The 22655-nt window shown below is 55.7% G+C and carries 20 protein-coding genes; 9 read left to right on the top strand and 11 right to left on the bottom strand.

All coding sequences use genetic code 11. The annotated features are described in order from the left end of the window. The first annotated feature begins 39 nt into the window (after positions 1-39). From LOC70_RS16445 to LOC70_RS16460, 4 genes are all read left to right on the top strand, one after another. Positions 40-1578 carry a HEAT repeat domain-containing protein gene (locus tag LOC70_RS16445; RefSeq protein WP_230255080.1) on the top strand — a complete coding sequence of 513 codons (1539 nt, stop codon included), beginning with the start codon at positions 40-42 and terminating at the stop codon, positions 1576-1578. A gap of 91 nt (positions 1579-1669) precedes the next feature. Beyond that, the gene (locus LOC70_RS16450) at positions 1670-1921 is read left to right on the top strand and encodes a hypothetical protein (protein WP_230256178.1); all 252 of its coding nucleotides are present in this window, start codon (positions 1670-1672) and stop codon (positions 1919-1921) included. Between the two features lie 87 nt (positions 1922-2008). Next, the gene (locus LOC70_RS16455; protein WP_315857305.1) at positions 2009-3775 is read left to right on the top strand and encodes a cation:proton antiporter domain-containing protein; all 1767 of its coding nucleotides are present in this window, start codon (positions 2009-2011) and stop codon (positions 3773-3775) included. A 17-nt stretch (positions 3776-3792) separates the two neighbouring features. Next, positions 3793-4308 (top strand): MogA/MoaB family molybdenum cofactor biosynthesis protein, encoded by a 516-nt coding sequence (locus tag LOC70_RS16460; RefSeq protein ID WP_230255082.1) that lies wholly within the window; start codon positions 3793-3795, stop codon positions 4306-4308. Positions 4309-4346: 38 nt separating this feature from the next. Here the strand turns inward: LOC70_RS16460 and LOC70_RS16465 are convergent, their stop codons facing one another. The 6 genes from LOC70_RS16465 to LOC70_RS16490 form a co-directional block, all read right to left on the bottom strand. Beyond that, entirely contained in the window at positions 4347-5579 is a 1233-nt protein-coding gene (locus LOC70_RS16465; RefSeq protein ID WP_230255083.1) for a tetratricopeptide repeat protein, read from the bottom strand. Then, entirely contained in the window at positions 5576-6721 is a 1146-nt protein-coding gene (locus LOC70_RS16470; RefSeq protein ID WP_230255084.1) for a hypothetical protein, read from the bottom strand. Before LOC70_RS16470 ends, LOC70_RS16465 begins: the two co-directional genes overlap by 4 nt. After that, positions 6718-8022 (bottom strand): multiheme c-type cytochrome, encoded by a 1305-nt coding sequence (locus tag LOC70_RS16475; protein ID WP_230255085.1) that lies wholly within the window; start codon positions 8020-8022, stop codon positions 6718-6720. The genes LOC70_RS16470 and LOC70_RS16475 overlap by 4 nt, the downstream gene beginning before the upstream one ends. Before the next feature lie 27 nt (positions 8023-8049). Further along, entirely contained in the window at positions 8050-8457 is a 408-nt protein-coding gene (locus LOC70_RS16480; protein ID WP_230255086.1) for a hypothetical protein, read from the bottom strand. A 259-nt stretch (positions 8458-8716) separates the two neighbouring features. Continuing rightward, positions 8717-9826: a DUF1559 family PulG-like putative transporter gene (locus tag LOC70_RS16485; RefSeq protein ID WP_230255087.1), complete on the bottom strand. Its 1110-nt coding sequence runs from the start codon at positions 9824-9826 to the stop codon at positions 8717-8719. Between the two features lie 593 nt (positions 9827-10419). Further along, positions 10420-11907 carry a TonB-dependent receptor gene (locus LOC70_RS16490; RefSeq protein WP_230255088.1) on the bottom strand — a complete coding sequence of 496 codons (1488 nt, stop codon included), beginning with the start codon at positions 11905-11907 and terminating at the stop codon, positions 10420-10422. 247 nt (positions 11908-12154) lie between these two features. On the opposite strand from LOC70_RS16490, the gene LOC70_RS16495 reads away from it, so the two are divergent. From LOC70_RS16495 to LOC70_RS16505, 3 genes are all read left to right on the top strand, one after another. Beyond that, entirely contained in the window at positions 12155-12865 is a 711-nt protein-coding gene (locus LOC70_RS16495) for a protocatechuate 3,4-dioxygenase (RefSeq protein ID WP_230255089.1), read from the top strand. 306 nt (positions 12866-13171) lie between these two features. Further along, the gene (locus LOC70_RS16500; protein WP_306796929.1) at positions 13172-14809 is read left to right on the top strand and encodes a TrkH family potassium uptake protein; all 1638 of its coding nucleotides are present in this window, start codon (positions 13172-13174) and stop codon (positions 14807-14809) included. A gap of 1 nt (position 14810) precedes the next feature. Further along, positions 14811-16364: an NfeD family protein gene (locus tag LOC70_RS16505; protein WP_230255091.1), complete on the top strand. Its 1554-nt coding sequence runs from the start codon at positions 14811-14813 to the stop codon at positions 16362-16364. Here LOC70_RS16505 and LOC70_RS16510 read toward each other — a convergent pair. Together LOC70_RS16510 and LOC70_RS16515 are read right to left on the bottom strand one after the other, a co-directional pair. Beyond that, on the bottom strand, positions 16345-17655 hold the full coding sequence (locus LOC70_RS16510; protein WP_230255092.1) for a hypothetical protein: 1311 nt from the start codon (positions 17653-17655) through the stop codon (positions 16345-16347). The genes LOC70_RS16505 and LOC70_RS16510 overlap by 20 nt on opposite strands. A 143-nt stretch (positions 17656-17798) precedes the next feature. After that, positions 17799-18236, bottom strand: coding sequence for a malate synthase, glyoxysoomal (locus LOC70_RS16515; protein WP_230255093.1), 438 nt, complete (start codon positions 18234-18236; stop codon positions 17799-17801). Positions 18237-18616: 380 nt separating this feature from the next. Between LOC70_RS16515 and LOC70_RS16520 the strand changes: the two genes are divergently transcribed. Both LOC70_RS16520 and tsaE read left to right on the top strand, forming a co-directional pair. Beyond that, on the top strand, positions 18617-18808 hold the full coding sequence (locus tag LOC70_RS16520; RefSeq protein WP_230255094.1) for a hypothetical protein: 192 nt from the start codon (positions 18617-18619) through the stop codon (positions 18806-18808). Positions 18809-18840: 32 nt separating this feature from the next. Further along, a complete protein-coding gene (gene tsaE / locus LOC70_RS16525; RefSeq protein ID WP_230255095.1) occupies positions 18841-19341 on the top strand; it encodes a tRNA (adenosine(37)-N6)-threonylcarbamoyltransferase complex ATPase subunit type 1 TsaE in 501 nt (166 codons plus the stop codon). Positions 19342-19392: 51 nt separating this feature from the next. Here the strand turns inward: tsaE and LOC70_RS16530 are convergent, their stop codons facing one another. The 3 genes from LOC70_RS16530 to hisC all read right to left on the bottom strand — a co-directional run bounded on the left by LOC70_RS16530 (position 19393) and on the right by hisC (position 22603). Continuing rightward, positions 19393-20556 carry an alpha-hydroxy acid oxidase gene (locus tag LOC70_RS16530; RefSeq protein WP_230255096.1) on the bottom strand — a complete coding sequence of 388 codons (1164 nt, stop codon included), beginning with the start codon at positions 20554-20556 and terminating at the stop codon, positions 19393-19395. A 347-nt stretch (positions 20557-20903) separates the two neighbouring features. Beyond that, positions 20904-21521 carry an imidazoleglycerol-phosphate dehydratase HisB gene (gene hisB, locus LOC70_RS16535; protein ID WP_230255097.1) on the bottom strand — a complete coding sequence of 206 codons (618 nt, stop codon included), beginning with the start codon at positions 21519-21521 and terminating at the stop codon, positions 20904-20906. A gap of 8 nt (positions 21522-21529) precedes the next feature. Next, positions 21530-22603: a histidinol-phosphate transaminase gene (hisC, locus tag LOC70_RS16540; protein WP_230255098.1), complete on the bottom strand. Its 1074-nt coding sequence runs from the start codon at positions 22601-22603 to the stop codon at positions 21530-21532. Positions 22604-22655: the final 52 nt, after the last annotated feature.

Consider the following 22655-nt stretch of genomic DNA (forward strand, 5'->3'; position numbering starts at 1 on the left):
CCTGCCCCAGAAATTCACCTCAACCTGGAACCTAGACCTTTGTCGGAAATCTCTTTTGATCCCTTGCTGTCCCCCGGTGCGGATCCCGTTCAAGCTGGAGTGACGCTCAAGCAATTTGCCGACGATGCCGAGCTGAGTGGTCCGGCTTTGATCGCTGCGCTCGCGGAGGAGTCGGAGCGATTGATCGATGCCGATCCTGCCATCACCGGCGGGCTATTGCGATTGATTCATCTGAAGACGTTGCGAGACGAAGGCGACGCGTTGTTGCAGATCAATCCGGAGTCAATTCGGCGGATCATGGTGGCGCTGTCACCTGAAGTCTCCAACCGCCATCTGATGTTGCAGTTGTTGGCGATGATGCGTTCCGACGAATCGCTTGCCATTTTGGTGCAACAGCTCATGGAGTCGCCTCCAAAAGGATGGATGGCTTCGGCTCAAATTCTCAGTCCCCTGATGCAGCATCGGGATTGGCCGATTGACGTGGTTTTTCCGGCGATTCTAGATTGCATGGGCGAACCATCGTTGGCGGCACCGGTATTGGATTTGGCGGGGCACGTGACTCGGACTCACCAAGTTGACAGCCATCCCGCACGTGAGCGTGTTGCGGCGTTGAATGCGTTGTTGGGTCAGGTTGCCGGACGATTGGCTCGGTTTGAAGAAGACCCACGCAGTTTCGGTACGGAAGTCGATCAGGTTCAAGCGGTGCTTGGAGAAGCCGTGGCGTTGGCCGTTTCATTGTGCGATGCGATTGGTTTGATCGGTGACGAGAGTTCGATTGGCGAACTCAACAAGACATTGGATTTGAAGCATCGCCGCGTTCAATGCGAGGCCGCGGGAGCCTTGGCTAAGCTGGGTCAAGAAAATGGTAGAGAGCGATTGGCAGAATTGGCGGGAGAACCGGCCGCGAGACTTCGCGCCATCGCTTACGCGGACGAGTTGGGACTACAAGATCTGATCGACGACGTTCATCGTGAACCATCCGCCACGGCCGAGGCCGAGATGGCGTTGTGGTTGACCCAACCTCAGCAAATGGGCGTGCCGCCGACGGGTGTGGAGGTGGTGGATTCACGTCGCATGCTTTGGCCCAGCTTCAACGATCCAGTGGACGTGTTCTTGGTCCGGTTTGAATACAATTTTGGCGAGAAACAATACAGCAACATCGGAATCACGGGGCCCACGGTGTTCACGATGTCATGCGACGTGGCGGATCTACCGCCCGAGGATATCTATGCGATGTACGCGGGATGGCATGCGGACCATCAAGACATCTTCACCGTCCCATCGAAAGAGTTCAACGAGGCTCAACGCCGGATCATCGAGCCACTGCAGACGTATTTGGAACGGGTTGGTTACGAAGACGTGAAAGTTGATTGCCTCGGTTTCTTCCTTGACGAAACCGCGGCAGTCTTCACCGCCGTTCGCAACGAGAAGACTTGTGTGGTCGTCACCGACGGTTTGGAAACCATCGATTTGCCCACGGCAGGAAGATTGCGTCCTCCAAGTCCAGAAGATCTGTTCAACCTCTACAAAGGCCGGAAGATGCTGCGGACTTTCAATCCCAGCGGCCTGTCTGAGTGACGAACGCGACCGATAAGAGCTCCCGTTGTGGGCGGTCTTTCAGATGGATCCAAGTTTCGAAGAATCATACAATTACAACCGAGACCAATTCATGAAGGCCTTTGGAACGGGACCGCTTCAAGAGACGCAGAACCAATTGCGGCATGAGTTCAATGAGTTTGTCCAACAGTGGCAGCAGACCAAGTCGGTTTGGAAGGATGAGCCGGCCCGGCAGTTCGAGGAACAGTGTTTGGCGGATCTGGCCCCGACGTTGAATCGCGTTTCGGGAGCAATTCAAAGTTTGGTCGAAGCGGTTCATCAAGCGGATCGGCTGTTGGACGACCCAGACGAAATGGTCCACTGATTCGCGTGGTCGCGTTCCCAAACGTGCCATTTTTCCCTAGGATTCTGGCTGTTCTAGCTGTTCCAACTGGCGAATCATGGCCCAATGATGGATTTTTTTCCGAACCTTCACTTCGACGATCCGCTGTTCAACATGGCGATCGTTCTCACGGCGGGAGTGTTGGGCGGTGAACTGTTTGCTCTGATTCGATTGCCCAAGGTCACCGGTTGGATTGCAACTGGCATTCTGCTGCGGCAGTTGCGTTTGCCTGGGATGGATACCGTGGTGGATCCGTCGGCTTTGGATCGCTTTGGTCCCTACATGAATTTTGTGTTGGGATTCATTGCGTTCACGGTCGGCGCAACATTGTATTTCGGAAGTCTTCGAAACACCGGCAAACGGATCGGATTGTTGCTTCTAGGTGAAGCCTTGATCACACCCTTGTCCGTTGGGTTGTTGATGTATTTCGGCGGTCGGGTGTTGGACCCGTCGATGGCTTTGCCGCCGGCAGCCCTGTTTGCCGCGATTGCCATTGCGGGTGCGCCTGGCACGACAGTGTTGGTGATTCAAGAAGCCCGCGCGAGAGGCATCCTGACCCGCACGTTGTTGGCGGCAATCGGATTGATCGACATGGTTGCCGTGGCGGTGTTTGTTTTCATTTCCACCTTCCTGGCGGATCAATCCGGTTGGCTGCATGCACTCGAGAGTGTTGGTGTCCAATTCGCGGTCACGTTTGTAATCGGAGCGTTGTGTTCGTTGCTGGCGATCGTGTTGGTACGAACCGTGGTCAGCCCGGCCTTCTTGGGGCCATTGATGGTCGCGGTTGTCTTGGGGGCTTGGGGGGCAGCGGCGAGCTTCGGGACCTCCGGCGGCATTCTCGCTTGCACCTTCGCCGGGATCACGCTCACCAACAGTCGCCATGATTTGGTTCGTTCCGGTGAAGCCTATTTGAATTCGATTGGCGGTGCTCTGTTTGCTTTGTTTTACACCTTTGCCGGAATGAAGTTGGACTTCACCCAAATCCCACCGGTGATTGGTTTGGTGGCTTTGTATTTCTTGGCCAGGTTGGCGGCGAAATCAGTCAGCGCTTATGTCGCGATGACGCTGTCAGGAGCCACTGACAACTTGCGTCGCTATTTGGGAATGTCATTGTTGCCACACGGCGGCGTCGCGGTCGGGTTGATTTTGTTGGTCGCCAGCGAGCAGTCAGGGTTTTCCGAAGAGGTCAAGTCGTTGGTCACGACGGTCGGCCTCTCTGCACTCGCGATCAACCAATTGCTTGGCCCGAGCGCAACCCGGTTCGCATTGACGCAAACGGGAGAGGCGAAGAAGGATCGTCCACGTTTGCTGGACTTCCTACAAGAAAACCGAATCATGGTGGACTTGGATGGCGACAAGCAGGAGATTTTTCAGAAGCTCACCGGGCTTTTATATGCCACCACTCCGATGAAGGTTCCTCAAGAGAAATTCATCGAATCCGTCTGGGCTCGCGAAGAGAGTCAAACGACGTGTTTGGGGTCGGGATTGATGATTCCTCACGCGATCATCGACGAACCAGGCGCCAAAGAAGTCAAAGGTGTGTTGGGGATCAGCAAGAAAGGCATTGCATTGGACACGCCGGATGGGCGTTTGGTCCACGCCGTGTTGCTGCTGGCGACACCCGAATCCAGCCGCAAACGACACCTCGAAATCCTCGCGGCGTTCGCGACCGCGATCACCCGAGACATCAACATTCGCGAACAGTTGTACCGTTCCCGGAGTCCTGCCCACGCGTATGAAGTGTTGCACGCGGATGATCTCAACGACCTGAACTACTTCTTAGAAGATGCTCAGGAGCGTGCTGGTTTGTTGGAATCCAATCAAGAAGAGTCGTGAAGAAAGCGAGTTCAGAGATGGCTGATTCAACCCAGTGTGGTTGCCCCGACGTTGATGCGGAAAAGTGTGTTCGAGTTGCGGTGATCACGCTCAGCGATACTCGAGGAAAAGCGGAGGATCGCAGTGGCGATCGCGTCGCGTCATTGCTCGAAGAAGCAGGCCACGTTGTGGCGAACCGCTTTTGGCTGACCGATGATTTGGATGGGTTGAAGGATTGTCTTCGCCAGTTGAAATCCGACGAAACGGTGGAATCTATTGTCACCACCGGTGGCACCGGCATCGCACCGAGAGATTTGGCAATCGAGGCGATTGAATCGATGCTGGATGTGAGCTTGCCGGGGTTTGGCGAAACGTTCCGATCGATCTCCTATGCCGAGATTGGCCCCAAGGCGATGCTCAGCCGTGCAACGGCGGGACGCATGGGAACCAAGGTCTTGTTTGCACTCCCCGGTTCGACCGGAGCGGTCACGACGGGAATGACCCAGTGTGTTTTGCCGATCTTGCGTCACGCGGTTTCTCTCGCGACACGTTGATCACGGCGGATCGGCTGAGGTTCTGACGCCGGGTTCGCTCAACGCGGTACCAAGAAACAGCTAAAGTGATCTCGCGAAAGTTGCGATACCATTGACTGAGCTTGCGGTCCGTATTGCGGATCCAACTCGGCCGCCCGATTCGCGTGTTGGGCCGCCAGCGTCGACTTTTGGTGCTCCTTGTAGCAGGTTGCCAAAAGGAAGTGGTTTTCGGCCGTCGGACGCATTTGAATCAGTGCGAGATAGGCATCTTCTTCCATCCGGCGATTGCCTGATTGACGTGCCGCGTAAGCGATGCCTTTCAAAGCACTGGCCATCGCTTCCGCCTTGGCTGGACCATTGGGTTGACGTTCCCAGTGCTGAAATGACCGCTGGTAGCCTCGCATGCTTTCGTCGGCGTTTTCCAGTCGCTGCTGACACAACCCGTAATAGTCCAATGCAATCGGATGAAAGTTTCGACCGGTCATCATGGGACGGATCAGCCTCAGGGCTTCTTCGTTTCTGTCCAGCTGGACGAGTTGTGTGATGCGAGTGCCGATTGCGCCCATGGTGACTGGAGTAGGCAGTGGCTGCGAAACTGCAAGAGTCAGTTGCTGCACTCGTTCATTGATTCGTTCACGAAGAGTCTTGAGCGGCGTGTCTGATACGAGTGCGTTTGGACGAAACCAAACCAGTTGATGGCATTGTTTTTGTGCCAGTGAGAAACGTTGATCGTCGAGCGACTTTTCTAAGTTGGCTTGCAAGGCGTCGCCCGCAGAATGGCAGTAGGCAAGTGGCAATCCGATCGCCATCGTCAAAGAAAGAACCCACAACCATGTTGGGTTGGTGCCGCTTGTTTTGATTGAATTTCTTCCGCCCTGCCCTGCCCCGTCGCCGACAAACCAACCTTGAGCGCCGGACAGCAACAGGCAAGATCCGAACGTCGCACAAGTCGCCAATAGGATTCGAAAGGACGAGACCTTCAGGAATGAATCGATTGCCGCCGGCGGTGGTGACAAGATGGCCATCGCCCATGAAAGGCTGATTGCCAGCCCGGCGATGGCGACTTTGCCGCCGACGGAGATTGATTGCAGACGGTGTGCGAGAACAAACCCCAGCGGCAAGGCCGCCAGAAGCGATGTCACCAACAGATCTTCTCGTCCGAACCAGCGCAATTCTTTTGTTGGTTCCTGACTGCAAGCACGCAGGCCCAGCAGATATGCAACGATGATGATCGCGATGACTAGTCCAAGCAACTTGGATGTTGGCCGAGGGGAGGGATCGTTTTGGATCATGCACCTCCTCCTGTTTGTGCCTTTGGCTTGGGCGATTTCCATAACATCCCGTCAAAGCAATAGTGCCAGAATGCAACGACGAGATTGGCCAACACCCAAATCTCAAAGTAGCCGCGAGACATCAAGTAGTTCCCGAGGCCGATCACCAAGACAAACGCGACCAAGAAAAGCATCCAGATCTTGGACAAACGCGTCAGCGGGTTACTGTTTGGTAGCGTGCCGGACTTCTTCATCGACCAGGTAACGATGGACATGTATTCCATCGAATGAAAAATGGCGGAGGCGAGTGCCAACTGAATGACGAGGCGGCTGTTCTCGTAATGAGCGGCCAGCAGAAGGCATGTGAACAGAGCCATCACGCTGAACAGGTAAGCGGTGCCCGCCAAAGATTCGCGGCCGGATCGGAGCGATCGTTGAACCGCGACCCCACAGAAACCGACGGGGATTAGCAACATGGGCCAATCCAGTTGAGTGATCGCGTTCAGAGTGGGGAACGGGCCTTCCGGCCAACCAACACCCGCCACGCGAGCGATGGCATAGAGCAAGAATCCTCGGAAGAGGAACTTTTGAAAGGTTGCCGAGTGGTGGGTCGAAAGCCGACGTGAATGGGCCTGTTCAGTCGCGATCTTGGACGTGCGGTCAAATGGATCGGACTGAACACGAGGTTTGGAATCCGATCTGCGCTGATAGATGCGGTAGATGCCGTGGTGCTGAGAGGAGAAATGCCATGCGTTCCACACGTAATCGATCATGCCCAAACACAGCAACGATCCGGTGCCCAATTGCAGTCCCAAACAAACGACCAAAATGGCCAACGCCAATGCGCCGAAAAGCCAGCGACGATCTTGGGATTTGTGGTGATCAACGGCGACTAAGACAATCGTGATCCAGCGATGTGGTGCGGTGATGAAATAGATTTGCCAAAACAGCAAGCCTTCGTGAGCCGTCGTGCCACCAAAGACATCGACAAACACCACCAGCGGCCAAAGCAAATTGGCAACGAAGATCAGGTCGATCCAAGGGGAGAACAAGAATCCACCTCGGCTGGATGGATTGGCTTGAACTGCACCGGAGGAACGGGATGCGTCGGCATTCGGAGTGGGGTGAGATTGTGTGGTCGGATTCTCCAGGACAGCACTCATGGCAACACCTCGGTTTGCGGGGCCGTCTGTGTCGCTCCCGAATCGTCGTCGACCACTCGGATCCAGTGGTCGTGGAACGAGATGCCCTGAGTCCACTCGGTCAGCGGCATGTGGCATTCGACGCAGTCGCCGGTGGGTTGCTTTGGACAGACGGTGTGGTCAGCGTCCTGATGACATGTATTGCATTGCTGGATGTATTGCTCACGATCGTGAGATGTCGTGTCGTGGGGATCGTGGCAGGTGGAGCAGGTCAGTTGCTCTGGAGCGGCGAGGTAGCAGGCACTCTTCTTCAAACCGTAGGGCTGGAAACGAGCTTTTTCCGCTTCCGTTGCATCGACGGCTACGGATCGCTCATCGCGATGGCAAGCACTGCAGGTCTCCATGTATGCCTCCGCGTCGTGCAGATTGATCATCGGCTTGCTCTGTTCCGCCATTCCTTTTTCGGCCATCAGAACGTGTTCTTTTCTCGGGCCGTGGCACCGTTCGCACCCAACATTGGCAATGGTGGTGACCGCGGTCAGAGGCAAAGGCGGAGGCGGAACGACCGTGGAATGGCAGCCCAAGCACGATCGGACATCCATTGCATCCATCGGACGTCCGAAGCATTCGGCTGTTCCAGCTTGAAACTGATCAAAGGCTTCGTGATCCGGCGTCAACTTCGGATCGGAATGTCCTTTGAAAGCGGACCAACGCAACTCGATGCCTTGGGATCCGTCGGCTTGGATCGCGATTGGGGTTTGAGCATGCGTTCCTGAACCTAGCAACCAATCGACTTTGACGGAAACGTTGGTAGGCGGCTCTGGGGTGATGCTTTGCCCCGCGTCAGTTCCCCTGCCCTGCCCCGTCTTTTTCAATCGCGTGGTCTGGGAGTTGGTGGAGACCCAAAACTGGTCGTCTTTCAGGCGAAAGTGAAATGTCTGGTCACGCCGCGAATCATGGTATTCTTGCAAGCGAAGCAGTTGAGCCGCGAAGTCCGTTCGCGCCATTGCTGTCGCGGTGCGTGAATGCCCTGAACGCAGGTGAGCTTCGTACTCCGCAACGTGGCACGGTTTGCACGCCTCATCACCCGCGAATTGGGTTTGAATGAAACCGCTCCACCGGTTCACCGCCTGAGTGATGGACGGCGCGATCTTTTGTTGGCCAAGTGGTTGCTGAGCTCGACGAGCTGCGGCAGACAGTGGTTCCGTCCGCATCGGTTCCACCCGCAGCCATTCTCGCGCGGCAGTCACCGCACACACACCAAGAATGAAGAGTGTGAACAGACTGATCAGCCGCGACCGTTTCGCGGATGGAACCTTCACCAACGATTTCTCTCGGTCTGGCGTCAATCAACCCAAAGGGGCGTCTTTGATCTTCCAGTCTTCGTTCACGCGTTGCAGCGTCCAGGTCTGAGTGGTATTGCCCGCATCGGAGGCTTTTTTTCCACGATCGGAACTGGAACTGGCAAAGACACCACCGAAGATTTTCACGGGGACGGTCATTTGGTCACCATTGACTTCGCCTTCACCCGCGACTTCGTACCCACGCTGGGCATACTCATCTGCGTTATCAGGAGCCGAACCGTCGACGAACGCGGTTGCGAACATTTTGGGATCGCCTGCGATGTCGCCCAAGCCTTCGATGGCAGCGAATGCGTTTTGTTCATCGGTTGCTTTTTGAGGTGCGGAGGAGCCACAACCCACAACGGCAGGAAGAAGCAACAGTGGCAGGAGTTTGCAAAGGTTTGAAAGATTCATCTGACTGATGATGGGAATGGGTGTGAATGGATTGAGAAAAGCCCGGTGGATCCGGGCAAAAATCGAACGTAGTGGATGGGGCAACGAGCCCGGTCATGTTGCAAAACTGGGGGACTCGTTGAGTGGAAGGCCCGTTCAGTAGTAGGCCCGTTAAGTGGAAGGCTCGTGGCCTCACCCACTACGCTCAGCCTCAGGGAAAGGCTTTCGAAAAGACGATTCGGGCTAGCATGGTTTGTGAATGCTATGCCCTGGCAATCGATCAGGGCATCTCGAACAGTTCACTGTTCTTGGCCGTTGCCATCGGACGCCAGACGTTCAGGTTGTCGACTGAATCGGTGACGAAGCGAACCGAGCTGTCTGCCATCAGAACGTTGACGCCGCCGGTGTGGTGACTGCGAGCTGCGGCCCAGATCTCAGCGGTATCGCGTTCTTCCAAGCAAGCCAAGTAAGGATTCAATCGGTCCTCTGGAATGGTCTCGTCACAGGCAGCCAGCACATCTTTTTCACGACTGTTGGGGTTGGTGTAGGCCGAGAAGATGGTGGCACCCATCGCTGGTGACATCCAAACGCCGCGAATGTCTTTGGCAGATTCTGAACCGTTGCCATCCGCGTTGAGAATTTCGCTCATCGCCATGGTATTGCTCATCCCGTCCAAGAAGTCTTCGCTGCCCATACCGTTTCGGTTTTGGAAACGGTCACCTGCGACGCCGTCTTTGATGATGACGTCCTGATGGACGTAGTAGGTTCCGAATGCTCCGGAAGTTTCATCGTTTTCCCAAGAGAGCATGTCGCCGGAGCCCCAGCTCGCCGCGTAGTTGCAGCCTTTGGCGAGCGCTTCCAAGCCGTAGCTGCCATCGGAGAACTGACTGGTCACGCTGGGGGCCGAGGGGCAAGAGACAAATGCACCCAGCTGGTCGCGACCGATGTGTTCAAATTCCGCGAAGTACTCGCAGTGATCACAGGGGTTCGAGGTGTGACCCGTGACGGAATCTTCGCAGCGGGTGATCAGTTCCCAAACGCCGGGTTGCTCCATGTAAGGAAACAGCATCGGCAACCAGTGCCATCCCAGTTCGTTCTGACCGTGCTGCCAGCCACCGGTTTTAAAGCGGTTGCCGTTCTCGTCGTAGTTCACGTTGCCGGGCGGGAACGAGCCGAAGGCGGCCATGTGATTGTGAAGTGCGATACCGAATTGTTTGAAGTTGTTTTGGCACTGCATGCGACGAGCAGCTTCGCGAGCGGCTTGAACCGCGGGAAGCAACAAGCCAACCAACACGCCAATGATCGCGATCACGACCAAAAGTTCGACCAAGGTGAAACCGGATCGTTTCGTCGTCCGTTGATTCCACACGTTTGAAAATTGAGATTTCATGACGTTGTTCAATGGTTTCCAGGGAGGAAAGGGATGAGTCGGGAAAGAAAGTGTTCGGAGATCGGGCGTCTTGTGCCGCAACGCTCTGTCTGAAAGGTGCAGGGCCCAAATGCGCGGGGGATTAAAACAGATCGCGTGACGGAGGTTGTTAACGTTGGATGAAGGATCCGTGATCATGTTGCGATCTTTGAGCGTCAATGTCTTAATGAAGAGCGTTCTCCCGCAAAGGGTCTATTGAGGTGCTGGGTTTCTCATAGCCCGTTTCTTCATTCGCAACAAATTTGGCGTTTGGGAAACAGGAGGTCTGAAACGCCGTTTTTCGCGACGTCAGTCGGCCCGCGTATTTCGTCCAAAGAGGGGGCTCGCCGCTCATTTGGGTGGAGAAGGCGGCGCTTTTCAACGCGGGCGATTGTCTGGAATCGCTCCCCTCCGGGTTTGTTTGGTTACCTGATCGGGTGGGTCGCAGTCTTAGGCAGAAGCTGGTCAGTCTGGTCAGGTGGGCACCGCGCACGAAAAAAGCCGCTTGAGCAATCACTGCTCAAGCGGCTTGGAATCGGTCCTGCGGCCCAGATGCCTAACGAGCGTCTGCTGGATCAGACGGAATAGGCGGTTGGCATGGGGACACCGCCGAAGCCTTGCGAATTCGCGGCGACCATGGCGGCCAGTCGAGATTCGGGTGCCTGCGATTTGCAGCCGAAAAATCCTCGACGTTGAATGACGGAGGCAACTTCGGGTGGCACATGAGTTTTCCATTCCTCGTCGCCTTCCTCGATCATTTTCAGGACTTCGCGGCTGAACGTTGAGAGATGCTCTGGGTTGTAGGCGTGTAATTGTTGGATGCAACCACGATCCACGAGGTGTTCGTAGAGCTTGCGAAGTTCGCTGGCGATCTCCAGGTTCTCGACCGTGGTCAGTTCGCCGGTTTCACGATCCATCAACGGATAGACGTAGAGTTTCAAGTCGTTTTTGAACATTCTTCCGAAGGACTCCAGGATGCCGCCATCGAGCGCTGAGTAATAACGCTCATCGAACAGCTCATGCAAGCTGCCGGCACCCATCGTGATCGCGATTTTCTTTTTGGTGTACTGCGATAGATAGGCTGCCAGACGGTAGTACTCGAAGTAATCCGAGATCAACACCGTCATTCCGCAGGCAGCGAGTGTGTCGGCACGTGCCAGAAAGTCTTTCAGGTCAATCTCACCGTTGGCCCGCAGATTTCGCATGGTGATTTCCGCCAGCGTGACCATTTGGTTGGCGTCAACGTCGTCTTCTTTTTGAAAGGTCTTTTTGGCTGCTTGCAACATATCCATGTTGACATGCGTGACGGGACGGAAGGATCCTCGTTCGACCAAGATGTTTTTCTTGTAGAGCACCTCGGCTGGCTGAAGCACTTTGCCTTCGGCCGAAAACATCGCGGCATTGCTCAATCCGAGTTGCACCAAACGCAGGCTCATCACGCGATTGTCCACGTGACGGAATGCAATTCCGGAGAACTCAATCATGTCGATTTCGATTCGTCGAGTGCTCAAGTTATCGAGCAACGATTCAATCAACTGATCGGGTTCGTGATTTAGGAAGAAGGCTCCGTAGAGCAGGTTCACGCCAACGATGCCGAGTGCTTCTTGTTGGGCCGCGTTGTTGTTGTCCAGCATGCGGACATGGATGATGATTTGGCTGTCTTCGTCGCGGGGGTGGGCTTGGAAGCGGATTCCCATCCACCCGTGGCATTCGTTGGTGCCATGGTAGTTGCGTGCCGAGACGGTGTCGGCGAAAGCAAAGAAAGCGGTGGAATCGCCGCGTTGTTCTTTCAGGCGTTCGATGTTGAGGTTGTGTTCGCGGGTCAGCATGTCTTCCAAACGCTGGCGGCAAACGTATCGGTCGCATTCGCCGTAGATCGCGTCGCTGACTGCCATGTCATAGGCGGACATGCTCTTGGCAATCGTGCCGGCGGCGGCGCCCACCCGAAAGAACCATCGAACGACTTCTTGTCCGGCCCCGATTTCAGCAAACGACCCGTAACGTCGTGGGTCCAAGTTGATTTGTAGTGCTTTGCGTTCGGTCGATGGACGTTCGTTGTTCATTGTTGTTTGCCCGCGAATAAATGGCCCCAAGTTCACAACAACAACTAGGTGACAAACCGAGGACATCCAAATCCTTTTTCAACTGCGAATGGGGCGCGCGGGGGCATCGCCGGTTCCTGCCGGGTGTAAACGGCACAACCCGAATATTGGGAACCGGTTTGTTACAAAGTGAGCGTGACCGAAAGCATTACAATGAACCAACCGGCTCCGGTGCCCGGTTTTCTTCTCTGTCATTGAGGCCAATCCAATGAATGTCGTTCCAAAGCCAAACGTTCCAGATCAAAAGCAATCGATGTCGCGTCGATGGTTTGCGGGGCGAGCTGCGATCGCCGCCGGAGCAGCGGCTTGGTGGACAACACCGGGTGCGTTCGCGGAGGAGTTGTTGAAGCCCACGCCGGCGCTCACCGAAGGACCGTTCTACCCGGATCGAATGCCTTTGGATCAAGACAACGATTTGATCGTGATCAACGACGGCACCACACCCGCCGTGGGCGAGATCACGCATTTGACCGGGCGAGTGTTGACGCCGTCTGGATCGCCGGTGCGAAACGCCACGATCGAGATTTGGCAGTGCGATGCCAACGCGGTGTATCTGCATTCGCGTGATAGCGACGGCAAGAAGGAACAGCAGGACAAGAATTTCCAAGGGTTCGGGCGATTTGAAACAGCCAGCGATGGCGGTTATCGCTTTCGAACGATCAAGCCGGTCCCCTACCCCGGTCGTCCCGCCCCTCACATTCACATCAAAATCAAAAAGGGCGACCGCGATCTGTTGACCACGCAGTTGATGATCCGCGGGCATGAAGGCAACGCGAAAGACGGTGTTTTTCGACGCGTCACCGATCCGGCGAAACGGGCCCTGTTGGTGGCTGATTTCAAGCCGTTGAAAGAATCGAAAATCCTTGAGTACGCCTGCCAATTCGACGTGATTCTTGGGAAGACGCCTGCCGACGGGTGAGCGATTCGGCCACCGCTCGGCGGTGCGGATGTTGGCGGCTGTCTGGGCATGCTCGTCTGGACGTTCTCGTTTGGGCAGCATGACCACGTCATCGATCGAGGGACACGTCACCGAATGAGGGAACTGGTCGCGAGGACCGGACGTTGCCAAGCGAGCACCCGTTCGCTACCACGGTTCGCTTTGTGCGAAGCTTTCGTAAACTGAGGGCTGGCACATTGCATTTGAACCCGTCAAAAGGCTCCGTTCTTGAACTTCCCGCTGCTGTTTCGATTTCTGGGAACGATCTGCTTGTTGATTGGCGGGTCGATGGCGTTCAGCTTGCCCTTCGCATTTCCGGAGTTGGCCAACCGAACGCATCTGCCTCCCGCCGCGGCGTTTGAATCGGATGCTGCCAGCGGGTTGCTCTTCAGCATGGCGATTTGTTTTTTCGTCGGGGCGTTCTTTCGGTTTCTGGGACGTGGGCATCGCGCCGGCGGAGAGCTGTACCAGAAAGAGGCGATGGCGATTGTTGGTTTGTCATGGGTGAGTGCGACCGTTCTGGGGGCCCTGCCCTATTACCTCAGCGGCACCATGATCGCCGAAGGGTCACCCATCACCTTTGCCGAAGCGATGTTCGAATCGCAATCAGGATTTAGCACCACGGGAGCAACCGTGCTGACCGATCTGGAGTCACCCGAGTTGGTTCCGCACTGCATTCTGTTCTGGCGGTCTTGGACTCACTTCTTGGGCGGATTGGGGATCGTGGTTTTGTTTGTAGCAATTCTAGGTCAGGGTTCCGCTGGCAAAGCAATGATGCGCGCGGAGATGCCAGGACCAACCAAGGAAGGCAGCATGCCGCGGATGCAGCACACCGCGTTGGTGTTCGCCGCGATCTATGTCGGGCTGAATATGCTGTTGACGTTGATCTATCGGCTTGAAGGCATGAGTGCGTTTGACGCGTTGTGCCATGCGTTTGGAACGATGGCGACGGGAGGCTTCAGCACTTACAACCGATCGCTGGGCGGGTTTGACAGTCCGTTGATCGAGTACACCACGGTGTTCTTCATGATCCTGGCGGGAACCAACTTCACGCTGATGTACTTGATGCTGTTGGACATCCCGCGTCGGCCGTTGACCGCCTGTCGTCGATTATTTCAAGACGTCGAGTTCCGCACGTACGCACTGGTCATTTTGGCGGTCACGGTGGGTGTGGTATTGTTCGGATTGCGTGCCAAAGATGAGGGATTTGAGACGCTGGCCAAGTCCGTTCAGAACGGATTGTTTCAAGTGGTTTCGGTGATCACGACGACGGGTTACGGCACAGCGGACTTCGACGAGTGGAACAATTTTGGGCGAGGCATCTTGTTGCTGTTGATGTTCGTTGGCGGTTGTGCCGGCAGCACGGGCGGCGGGATGAAGGTCATTCGGCACGTTTTGTTCTACAAAATTCTTCGATTGGAGATTGAGCGCGCCCACCGACCACGTGTGGTTCGGCCTTTGAGAGTCAGCGGTGTTGCCGTGGACGATCCTAATCTCGCCCACAATATCCTGCTGTATTTTTGCATGGTGCTGGCGATTTTTGTGATGTCTTGGTTGGCACTGGTCACGTTCGAGCCCAATTCGACTTGGGGTGTCGTCGTGGCTGAGTCGGCCGACGCGGAAGTGGTGGACGAGTCCGTGCAATCAAAAGAGACAGGGGAAGAAGTCGTGGTCGTGGATCAGTCCCAGACGGGAAAGGATTTGCTTCACGGAACCTTGGATGAGAAATTGTTGGATTGTGCCAGCGCTGTGGCAGCGACGCTCAACAACATTGGACCGGGTTTGGGAGTGGTGGGAGCCACTCGAAACTACGCCGGATTCAGTCAGGGTGCCAAGTTGTTGTTTGTCTTGTTGATGATGCTGGGACGCGTCGAGATCTTCAGCGTGTTGTTGCTGTTTGTGCCGTCTTTTTGGCGAAGGGTGTGAGATGATTGCAAAGACCGGTTCCAGCGACTCGTGTGCACGGCGGTTTCAGTTTTTCGGAATCGGTGGATGGAATTTTGGTTGGCTGGCGTTGGTGGTATGCGCCTTCCATCTGCTGTTGGGAAACGCTTTGCATGCGGAAGAGTCGGACGCGTCCGGCGGAAAACGTCGTGGTGTGTTGATTGAATTCAAAGAAGACATCAATCCGCTCAGCGGAGCACTGCTGAAACGCAAGTTCGAATCGGCTTTGGATTCTGGTGCGGATGTGATCATCTTCGACATCCAGTCACCGGGCGGATACACGGCGGTGACCTTCGAGTTGATGGACATGGTGTTGGAGGCCAAGGATGTCGAAACGGTTGCCTACATCGAGAAGGACGCAATCAGCGGCGCCGCGCTGTTGGCGTTGTCGACGGACACGATCTTGATGCGTCCCGATGCCCGAATGGGTGATGCGGGGGAGATCGTCATGGGCGAAGACGGTGCGTTTCGATACACGCCCGCGAAGAGTCGAAGTGTGTTGGCTCAAAAGGTTCGCGATACGGCCGAAGCCACGGGACGCCCCTTGGCTTTGGCGGAAAAAATGACGGACAAGGACATGGTCGTGTACAGCGCTGTGAACAAGGAATCAGGCGAGCAGCGTTATCTGTCGGACAAAGACTTGGCGTCGATGGAAGACGCGGATCAATGGGAACGCAGTCCGCCCATTCGAGAGGCCGGCAAAGAGATGTTCTTCACGGTCAATGGTCGACGCGGTGTTGAGTTAGGCATGGTCGATCAGGTGGTCGATGGACGAGAGGACTTGGCGGAGGTTCTGAACCTTCGCGAGCCGATCGTGGAAATGCAACGCAGTTGGGTCGATACGTTGGTGTTTCTGCTGAACACTCAGTTCGTCACGTTCCTGTTACTTCTGATTGGTCTGGTCGCGTTGGGAGTTGAGTTGTCCGCACCGGGAATCGGCGTCGGCGGTTTGACCAGCGTGCTTTGTTTTGGATTGTTTTTCTGGGCACGGTTCCTGGGCGGGACCTCAGGATGGTTGGAGGTGGTGTTGTTCCTCGTGGGGATCTTGTTCATCGCTGCCGAGGTGTTTGTGATTCCCGGCTTTGGCGTTGCTGGGATCAGCGGATTGGCGTTGTCGTTGGGGGCATTGGTGATGGCGTCCCGACGATTTGCTTTGCCAGAAAATGAAATTCAGTGGTCTTCCCTGGCGGCGGATATGTTGACCGTGATGGGGGCATTTCTTGGTTTTCTGGTGTGTTTGATTGTCATCGCGAAATACATGGGTGATATACCGGGGCTGAGTCGATTGACGCTGCGGCCTCAGGTATTGGTGTCAGCCAGCGGCGATGCGAGTGCAACTCTGGTGAGCGGCCCGGCTTGGGAGCGTGTTCAAGTGGGCGATACAGGCGCAGCCATGTCACCGCTGCGTCCCAGCGGCAAAGTGCAGTTCGGAGACGACGCGGTCGATGTGGTGACGGATGGTGACTTTGTTGATCCCGGCAGCTCCGTGCGGATCATCGCGAAACAAGGGGCTCGCATTACCGTTCGGAAAGTTTGAGCCTCGACACCGACGGTGCATCATCGCTGCTGGACGTCCATGAGTCGTAGGTGTGCGCGACCCAGCTTGAAAGCAGAAACCACGGAATCAATGCGGCCAACCAAGTCAGCGTGATCTGGTTGGAGTTCATGCGTGATGCCATCAAGAGCAGTCCGACGGCCACCATGGCTTCGATCAATGGTTTCACCACCCCTTTGATGAGAAGGATCGTGTCACTGCGAATCCTGGGTGGTAGAACACCATAAGCAGAAGTCAGACCAGGGTCATACATCGAGCGTTTCAACACCGTCATGCCCTGACCCACGGTGAACAAGATGATCAGCACCAGCGGTGATTGGTTGATCAAAGCAATCAAACCCAGCACGCTGAGCATCAACGGATAGGCGCAAAGCGGCATGCCAATCCCATATCGGTCGAGCAGTTTGGTGGCGACCGTGAATTGAACCAAGACGATCAAGATGTCGTTGATGGCGTAGAACCCGGCGAAGTAAGTCAGCAGTTGTGCTTCCGCATCAAGGTGGTTGCCGGTGATGACTTTCCATTGGTAGTCCACCATCGTGACAGCAAACACATTGCAAGCGATCAGGCTGACGAGCCCGTAGCGATAACGATAGATCGCCGGTGACGCGGGGATGCGTCGCATCGACCACAAACCTTTCTTCAGCAAGTTCTTTCGACGCTTGTTGGCTGCTGGCTTCGTGGTATCAGGTGAAGTGATCTTTGCAGGTGGGACTTTGGGGATCCAACGCATCAAAATGATGGTTACCGTATCGAGCCCAATGATCAGTTTCAGCCAAGCCGTGTCGGGAAGCACGGAGGCTTCATAGCTCATCAGCAATCCCATCAAGATCCCGGCGATGGGAGCTCCAGCAGCAATCAGAACGAACGGCCGTTTGGACTCAGAATCCGCGAATGCATTGTTGACCATCGTGGTCGCGTAGATCGTGTTCACACAGCCGCGAATTTCGGCCATCACGTAGAGCATGCCGAGCAGGTACACCGAATGATGATCCGACGCGATCATCACTTCGAGCCACAGCGTGAACGCTGCCATCAAGATCCAGGTCGCAATCAAGGTCGACCGTGGCGAGACATGACGATTGACCAGGTGGGTCAGACCGGAGGCGGCAATCACGAGAATTGCCGATGCTGCCAATGCGGCCGGCAACGCGTCCGACCCCATCCGTGCAATGAAAAGACTGACCCCAACGGCTCGAGCGACCGAATAGGTGGCTGAGGTGAGAAAGGTGAACCCGAACAGGGTGATCAGTGACTGTCGAGGCTGGTTCAAAACGGCGGGGAGCCTCTGGCGGGCGTGGTGGGACGCCCACAGTCTAGTCGCCTGGCCAGTTTTGTTGAGATGCGGATGAAGCTTGGTGAAGTGCTTTCACCAGGACTTCGTCACGAACTCTTTCGGTGGTTGGCGACTTCGCTTCAGCGAGCGCGGACGTAGACTGGCACGTAGTACACGATGCGGTTGCGATAGTTCTGACCCAAGTTGCTGTCCCAATTGGGACGCAGGTTTGGGTTGCTCGCCCAGTAAGAAGCTTCCAAGCGTGCTTGTCGCTGACGCGATGCTTCCAACGCACGTGCTTGTCGAAGTTGTTTAGCGAGTGTCGCAGTATCCTCGGCGGATGATCCCGACGAACGGGCCAATTGGCGATCCGATGGACTGGATTGTGGCTGTGCAATCTCTTCCGCGTCAGCCGATGCGACGGGCATCGGCGGAAGTTCCAAACGCTGAGCAGCACGCTGTGGAGTGTCTCGCTGAGGCGACGCTGAGAACAGGTCGTCCAATCCTTGCGCCGAAGCGGAAGGAGCGAAGGCGGCACCAATCAGGCATGCGAACAAAAACGTTGCGGTCGATTTCATAGCGGGAACCCCGGCGAATGGATTGATTTCGGTGGGAGGTATCGTCCGGTGATAGTGAGTCGCTGCTTGGGGATCGTTGAAATCCCTCAGGTTCGAGATGTTGCAGGGCCAGTTGGATCGGTTGTTCCGCCATCATTGAAAGTGACACGGAACCGGCTCGAATCGAAGCTGACAGGTGTGATTGGCGAAACCTTTGGGGAAGAAATGAGGTTTAGGTGGGCTGCAAGGGCTCGCCCGGGACCCTGAGGCGGCTCTTGTGATGGATTCTGACAACGGCAGGGTGCAATTTATGAACGTTTTGCTAATCTAGATGTCTGAAAGCGAATTCGGGTTGCCGATTCGAAACTCAGTTGTCCCACCTTTCTCCTTCCCGAGTCACCATGATTCAAAAAACACTTCGTTGCGTTTTCGCACTTGCATTGCTGACCACCACCGTTGGTTGCCCTCCACCAGCACCACCAGCTGACGTGGATGTCGACACCGACACCGCAGCACCCGTTGTCAGCGACAACGCGACCGGCGCTGCGGAAATGCCTTCGGACAACGTGACCGGCACCGCAGAAACTCCCTGAGTTTCGGTTCCCACGGAATTGAATTCAGCAGAATGAATTTGGTCACACTCGACCAGGTTGATTTAGAAACACTCGCTCGGCTCGCGGACGCTTTCGTTCGCGAGCCGATTGCGTTCCCGGTTTGCTTTGCCGTGACCGGAACGCTTGGTGCTGGAAAAACGCGGTGGACCCAAGAGATCGCGCGTGCGATGGGATTGGATGCTTCGGAGGTCACCAGTCCGACGTTCACGTTGTTGCGAACGTATCACGCACCTCAACACACACTGCATCATGTTGATGCTTATCGCGTGGGCGACGAAGACGAATGGTGGGAACTTGGGCTGGAGGAGTGCTACCAAGAACCCAACGCCTGGACCGTCATCGAGTGGGCGGACCGGTTTGAAGAAGCCATGCCACCCGAGGCGATTTGGATGCACATCGACTTTCAATCAGAGTCGCCAACAGAAGCCACCCGTGATCTGCGATTCCGCTGCGATGAAGCCGAGCGGTTTGATTGGGTCAAACGTTCGGTTTCGCAACTAAGTGGCGAATAGACGAGCGGACGATGCGCTTGTGGCAACGATTGGTTGCTCAACGCATCGTCACTAAACCGGGACGCTTTCTGCGATCAGGTGCTCGCGAAGGTTTGAAACCTTCGAGCAGCCAACTTGTTCCATCACCTGTTGAAGTTGCTTTTTCAACATCTCAAACGTGTGATGCCCGCCGTACTTGCCAAGCGCACACACGCCTAGCATCGGCGTCCGCCCCATGAAGGTGAAGTCGGCCCCACAGGCCAAGCACGATGCGATGTCGGCACCGGAGTACATGCCACCGTCGATCATGATTTTGAGTTTGCCGCCAAACTCCGGCACAAGTTTGTACATCGGGACGATGGTGGATTGGCCGCGATCGAGCTGTCGTCCACCGTGATTGGAAACGATCAGTCCATCCAATCCGTGCTTGACCGCGATCTCCGCGTCGGCCGGATTGACGACGCCCTTGACGACCAAGTTGCCTTTCCATTTTTCGCGAATGGCGGCGATCTTGTTTTCAGTCAGTCGTCCGGAGAAGGTTTTGTTCATGAACAGACCCAAGTGCTTCATGTTCAGCCCCTTGGGAATGTAGTTCTTCATGGTTTGGAACTCGGGCTTGCCCGCTGCCAATTGCCCCATCGCCCACGCGGGACTCATCATCATTTGACAGATGTTCCGCAGTGTCATGCGAGGTGGAATCGACAGTCCGTTTCGGATCTCTTTGGGCCGGTATGCAAACGTCGGCGTGTCAGCCAGCATCACGAGGGTGCGGCAGCCTGCTTCCCAGGCTCGGTCCAATAGTTTGTCACGCAGCTCTTCTTCGGCCGGATGGTAAAGTTGGAACCAGAACCGTCCGTTGGTGATTTGCCCAATGTCTTCAATGCTAGCCGTGCTGACCGTAGACAAAGTGAATTGAAGATTGTGGTCAACAGCAGCCTGAGCCAAATACTGGCAAGAGTTTGGCCACATCAATCCTTGCAGTCCGACCGGTGCGACGCCAAACGGTGCGTCGTAAGTCTCACCAAAAAGCTCGGTGGTTTGATCCGCACCATCGAAATCTCGCAGGTACCAAGGTTGCAGTTGGACTTGGCGGATGTCGCTGGTATTTCTCGCGAGATTGACCTCTGTGAAGCAGCCCGACGCGAGGTACTCGTAGGCAAACGCGGGCATTCTCGACTTGGCTTTGGCTCGCAGGTGCTCAACCGAGGGATATTCTGAATTGAAATGAGTTTGCATGGATTTCGACGTGGGGTGCTCTATACATCTGCGCGGGACCGGGGGCTACGATATCAAAAAACGCGGCGAATTGGTGGAACACGTGGTCCCAAAGCTTAGTTTTGAAGCACAAAAGTCCAATGGTCCGAAGGGGTTCGGGCGATTTGTCGCATTGGGCAGCGTCCGGCCTGCAATTGCGCTGCCAACTTGCGCATTTCACGCGGCATGTCTAGCGTGAGCTGCTTCTGGCGTTCTCCGATGGACCGCAATAGGTTTGTCGAGACAACTTTCGCGACGCCAAATTGTGAAGCTGAGTGTCTGTTTCAACAGTTGGTCTGGATTGGAAAGGGCCGGTCCAAAATTGAAAATCAAAGCACACCCTTGGTGCTGGGAATGGCGTCACTGCGCGGATCGTTTTCGACCGCCATTCGTATGGCTCTGGCGGTCGCTTTGAAAACGCATTCGCTGATGTGGTGGGCGTTGCGGCCGTGATGCAACAGCACGTGCAGGTTGCACTTGGCATTCACAGCGAAGGATTGCCAAAAGTGTTCCACCAATTCGCTATCGAAGGTGCCGATCTTGGGTGCAGCGATCGGGGCGTTGTATTCGAACGCGTATCGTCCGCCCATGTCGACGGCGGAGGTGACCAAGCACTCATCCATCGGCAAAGTGAAGTGCCCATAGCGTCGAACACCGGCGCGATTTCCGAGCGCCTGATCCACGGCGGTCCCGAGTGCGATGCCGATGTCTTCCGCGGTGTGGTGATCGTCGACGTGCAGGTCGCCTTTGGCCTCGACCGTGAGGTCGATCAGACTGTGCTTGGCAAGCAGATCCAGCATGTGGTCCAGGAATCCGATGCCAGAATTGCGCTGACCTGAACCGCTTCCATCGAGGTTGATGGAAAGTTTGATGTCGGTTTCGCCTGTTTTGCGTTCAATCGTCGTTTGGCGAGGCGGGGTGTTCGGTGTGCTTTGGGAAGCAGTCATGGTGATGTTCAGGCGGGAAGAGGCATATTCAGCGATTGCATGGCGCGTTCCATCATCAGCAAGCAAGCGTCAATCTGTTCGTCGGTGCCGACACTGATTCGCAATCCATCGCCCCAATCGGGGAAATCCATGTATCGGATCAAGATCTGGCTCTGCTTGAGGTACTGATGGATCTCCGCATGTTTGCCTTCGGGGTGTTGGCACCAAACAAAATTGGCGTGGGATGGCGTGACCGCGAAACCCATCGCGGAAAGGCGGTCTGCCATGCGTTTTCGCGTGGCGTTCATTTTTTCGACCACATCGCTCAACCAATCTTGGCATCCCATGGCCGCCGTTGCCGCCGCAATGGAGATGGCGTCGCAGTTGTAGCTGTCCTTGATTTTGGTTAGCTCGGCCACAATGTGCGGTTGAGCGACCAGAAATCCGAAACGAATGCCAGCAAGCCCGTAGGATTTGCTGAGTGTTCGGGTTACCAGGATCCGCTCGTTGGATTGGACCAGATCGAGACAGTTGTCTTGCGCGAAGTCGGCGTAGGCTTCGTCCACCACCAGCGGGCAATCAAGTGACTCAGCGAGTGCTGAAATCTGCTGCTTGGGGACGACCGTTCCGCTGGGGCTGTTTGGGTTGGGAAGCAGCACCAACTTCAGATCATCGCGGCTCTGGCCAAAGGCTTGCGGTAGTTCCCATGGTTCATTGAAGGGAACCTGTTCCCAGTTGGCTCCCTGGATGTCGGCCAACGTGCGATAGAGGATGTAGCTGGGGTAAGGCAGTCGTAGAGATTCGCCTTCGCCGACGAAACCGCGAACCAGCAGCGTCAGAATTTCATCGCTTCCATTGCCCGCCAGAACCCACTCCGGCCCCGGAAGTCCGAGAGCATTAGCCGCGGCTCGGCGGAAGGAAGTTGCCATCGGATCGGGGTAGCGATTGATGGGCCCGGTCGCCGCCGATTGGATCGCTTTGACGACTTCGGCAGGAGGTGGGTATGGGTTTTCGTTGGTGTTGAGTTTGATGAACTTGCCCGGCGGTGGTTGTTCGCCGGGGACGTAGGGTTTCATCTTGTTGAGGGCGGGACGGTATTGCAACGAATCAACCCGAGTGAAGGTTTTTGTGTTCTGGGGAATGGTGCTAGTCGCA

The organism is Rhodopirellula halodulae, assembly GCF_020966775.1.
Lineage (GTDB): Bacteria > Planctomycetota > Planctomycetia > Pirellulales > Pirellulaceae > Rhodopirellula > Rhodopirellula halodulae.

Coding starts and splice junctions, on each gene's coding strand:
- hisB (WP_230255097.1), bottom strand. CDS start 21,521: ATGACTGCTTCCCAAAGCACACCGAACACCCCGCCTCGCCAAACGACG.
- LOC70_RS16485 (WP_230255087.1), bottom strand. CDS start 9,826: ATGAAATCTCAATTTTCAAACGTGTGGAATCAACGGACGACGAAACGA.
- tsaE (WP_230255095.1), top strand. CDS start 18,841: ATGAATTTGGTCACACTCGACCAGGTTGATTTAGAAACACTCGCTCGG.
- LOC70_RS16455 (WP_315857305.1), top strand. CDS start 2,009: ATGGATTTTTTTCCGAACCTTCACTTCGACGATCCGCTGTTCAACATG.
- LOC70_RS16520 (WP_230255094.1), top strand. CDS start 18,617: ATGATTCAAAAAACACTTCGTTGCGTTTTCGCACTTGCATTGCTGACC.
- LOC70_RS16500 (WP_306796929.1), top strand. CDS start 13,172: ATGGCGTTCAGCTTGCCCTTCGCATTTCCGGAGTTGGCCAACCGAACG.
- LOC70_RS16450 (WP_230256178.1), top strand. CDS start 1,670: ATGAAGGCCTTTGGAACGGGACCGCTTCAAGAGACGCAGAACCAATTG.
- LOC70_RS16495 (WP_230255089.1), top strand. CDS start 12,155: ATGAATGTCGTTCCAAAGCCAAACGTTCCAGATCAAAAGCAATCGATG.
- LOC70_RS16460 (WP_230255082.1), top strand. CDS start 3,793: ATGGCTGATTCAACCCAGTGTGGTTGCCCCGACGTTGATGCGGAAAAG.
- LOC70_RS16530 (WP_230255096.1), bottom strand. CDS start 20,556: ATGCAAACTCATTTCAATTCAGAATATCCCTCGGTTGAGCACCTGCGA.
- LOC70_RS16465 (WP_230255083.1), bottom strand. CDS start 5,579: ATGATCCAAAACGATCCCTCCCCTCGGCCAACATCCAAGTTGCTTGGA.
- LOC70_RS16515 (WP_230255093.1), bottom strand. CDS start 18,236: ATGAAATCGACCGCAACGTTTTTGTTCGCATGCCTGATTGGTGCCGCC.
- LOC70_RS16490 (WP_230255088.1), bottom strand. CDS start 11,907: ATGAACAACGAACGTCCATCGACCGAACGCAAAGCACTACAAATCAAC.
- LOC70_RS16505 (WP_230255091.1), top strand. CDS start 14,811: ATGATTGCAAAGACCGGTTCCAGCGACTCGTGTGCACGGCGGTTTCAG.
- LOC70_RS16480 (WP_230255086.1), bottom strand. CDS start 8,457: ATGAATCTTTCAAACCTTTGCAAACTCCTGCCACTGTTGCTTCTTCCT.
- LOC70_RS16470 (WP_230255084.1), bottom strand. CDS start 6,721: ATGAGTGCTGTCCTGGAGAATCCGACCACACAATCTCACCCCACTCCG.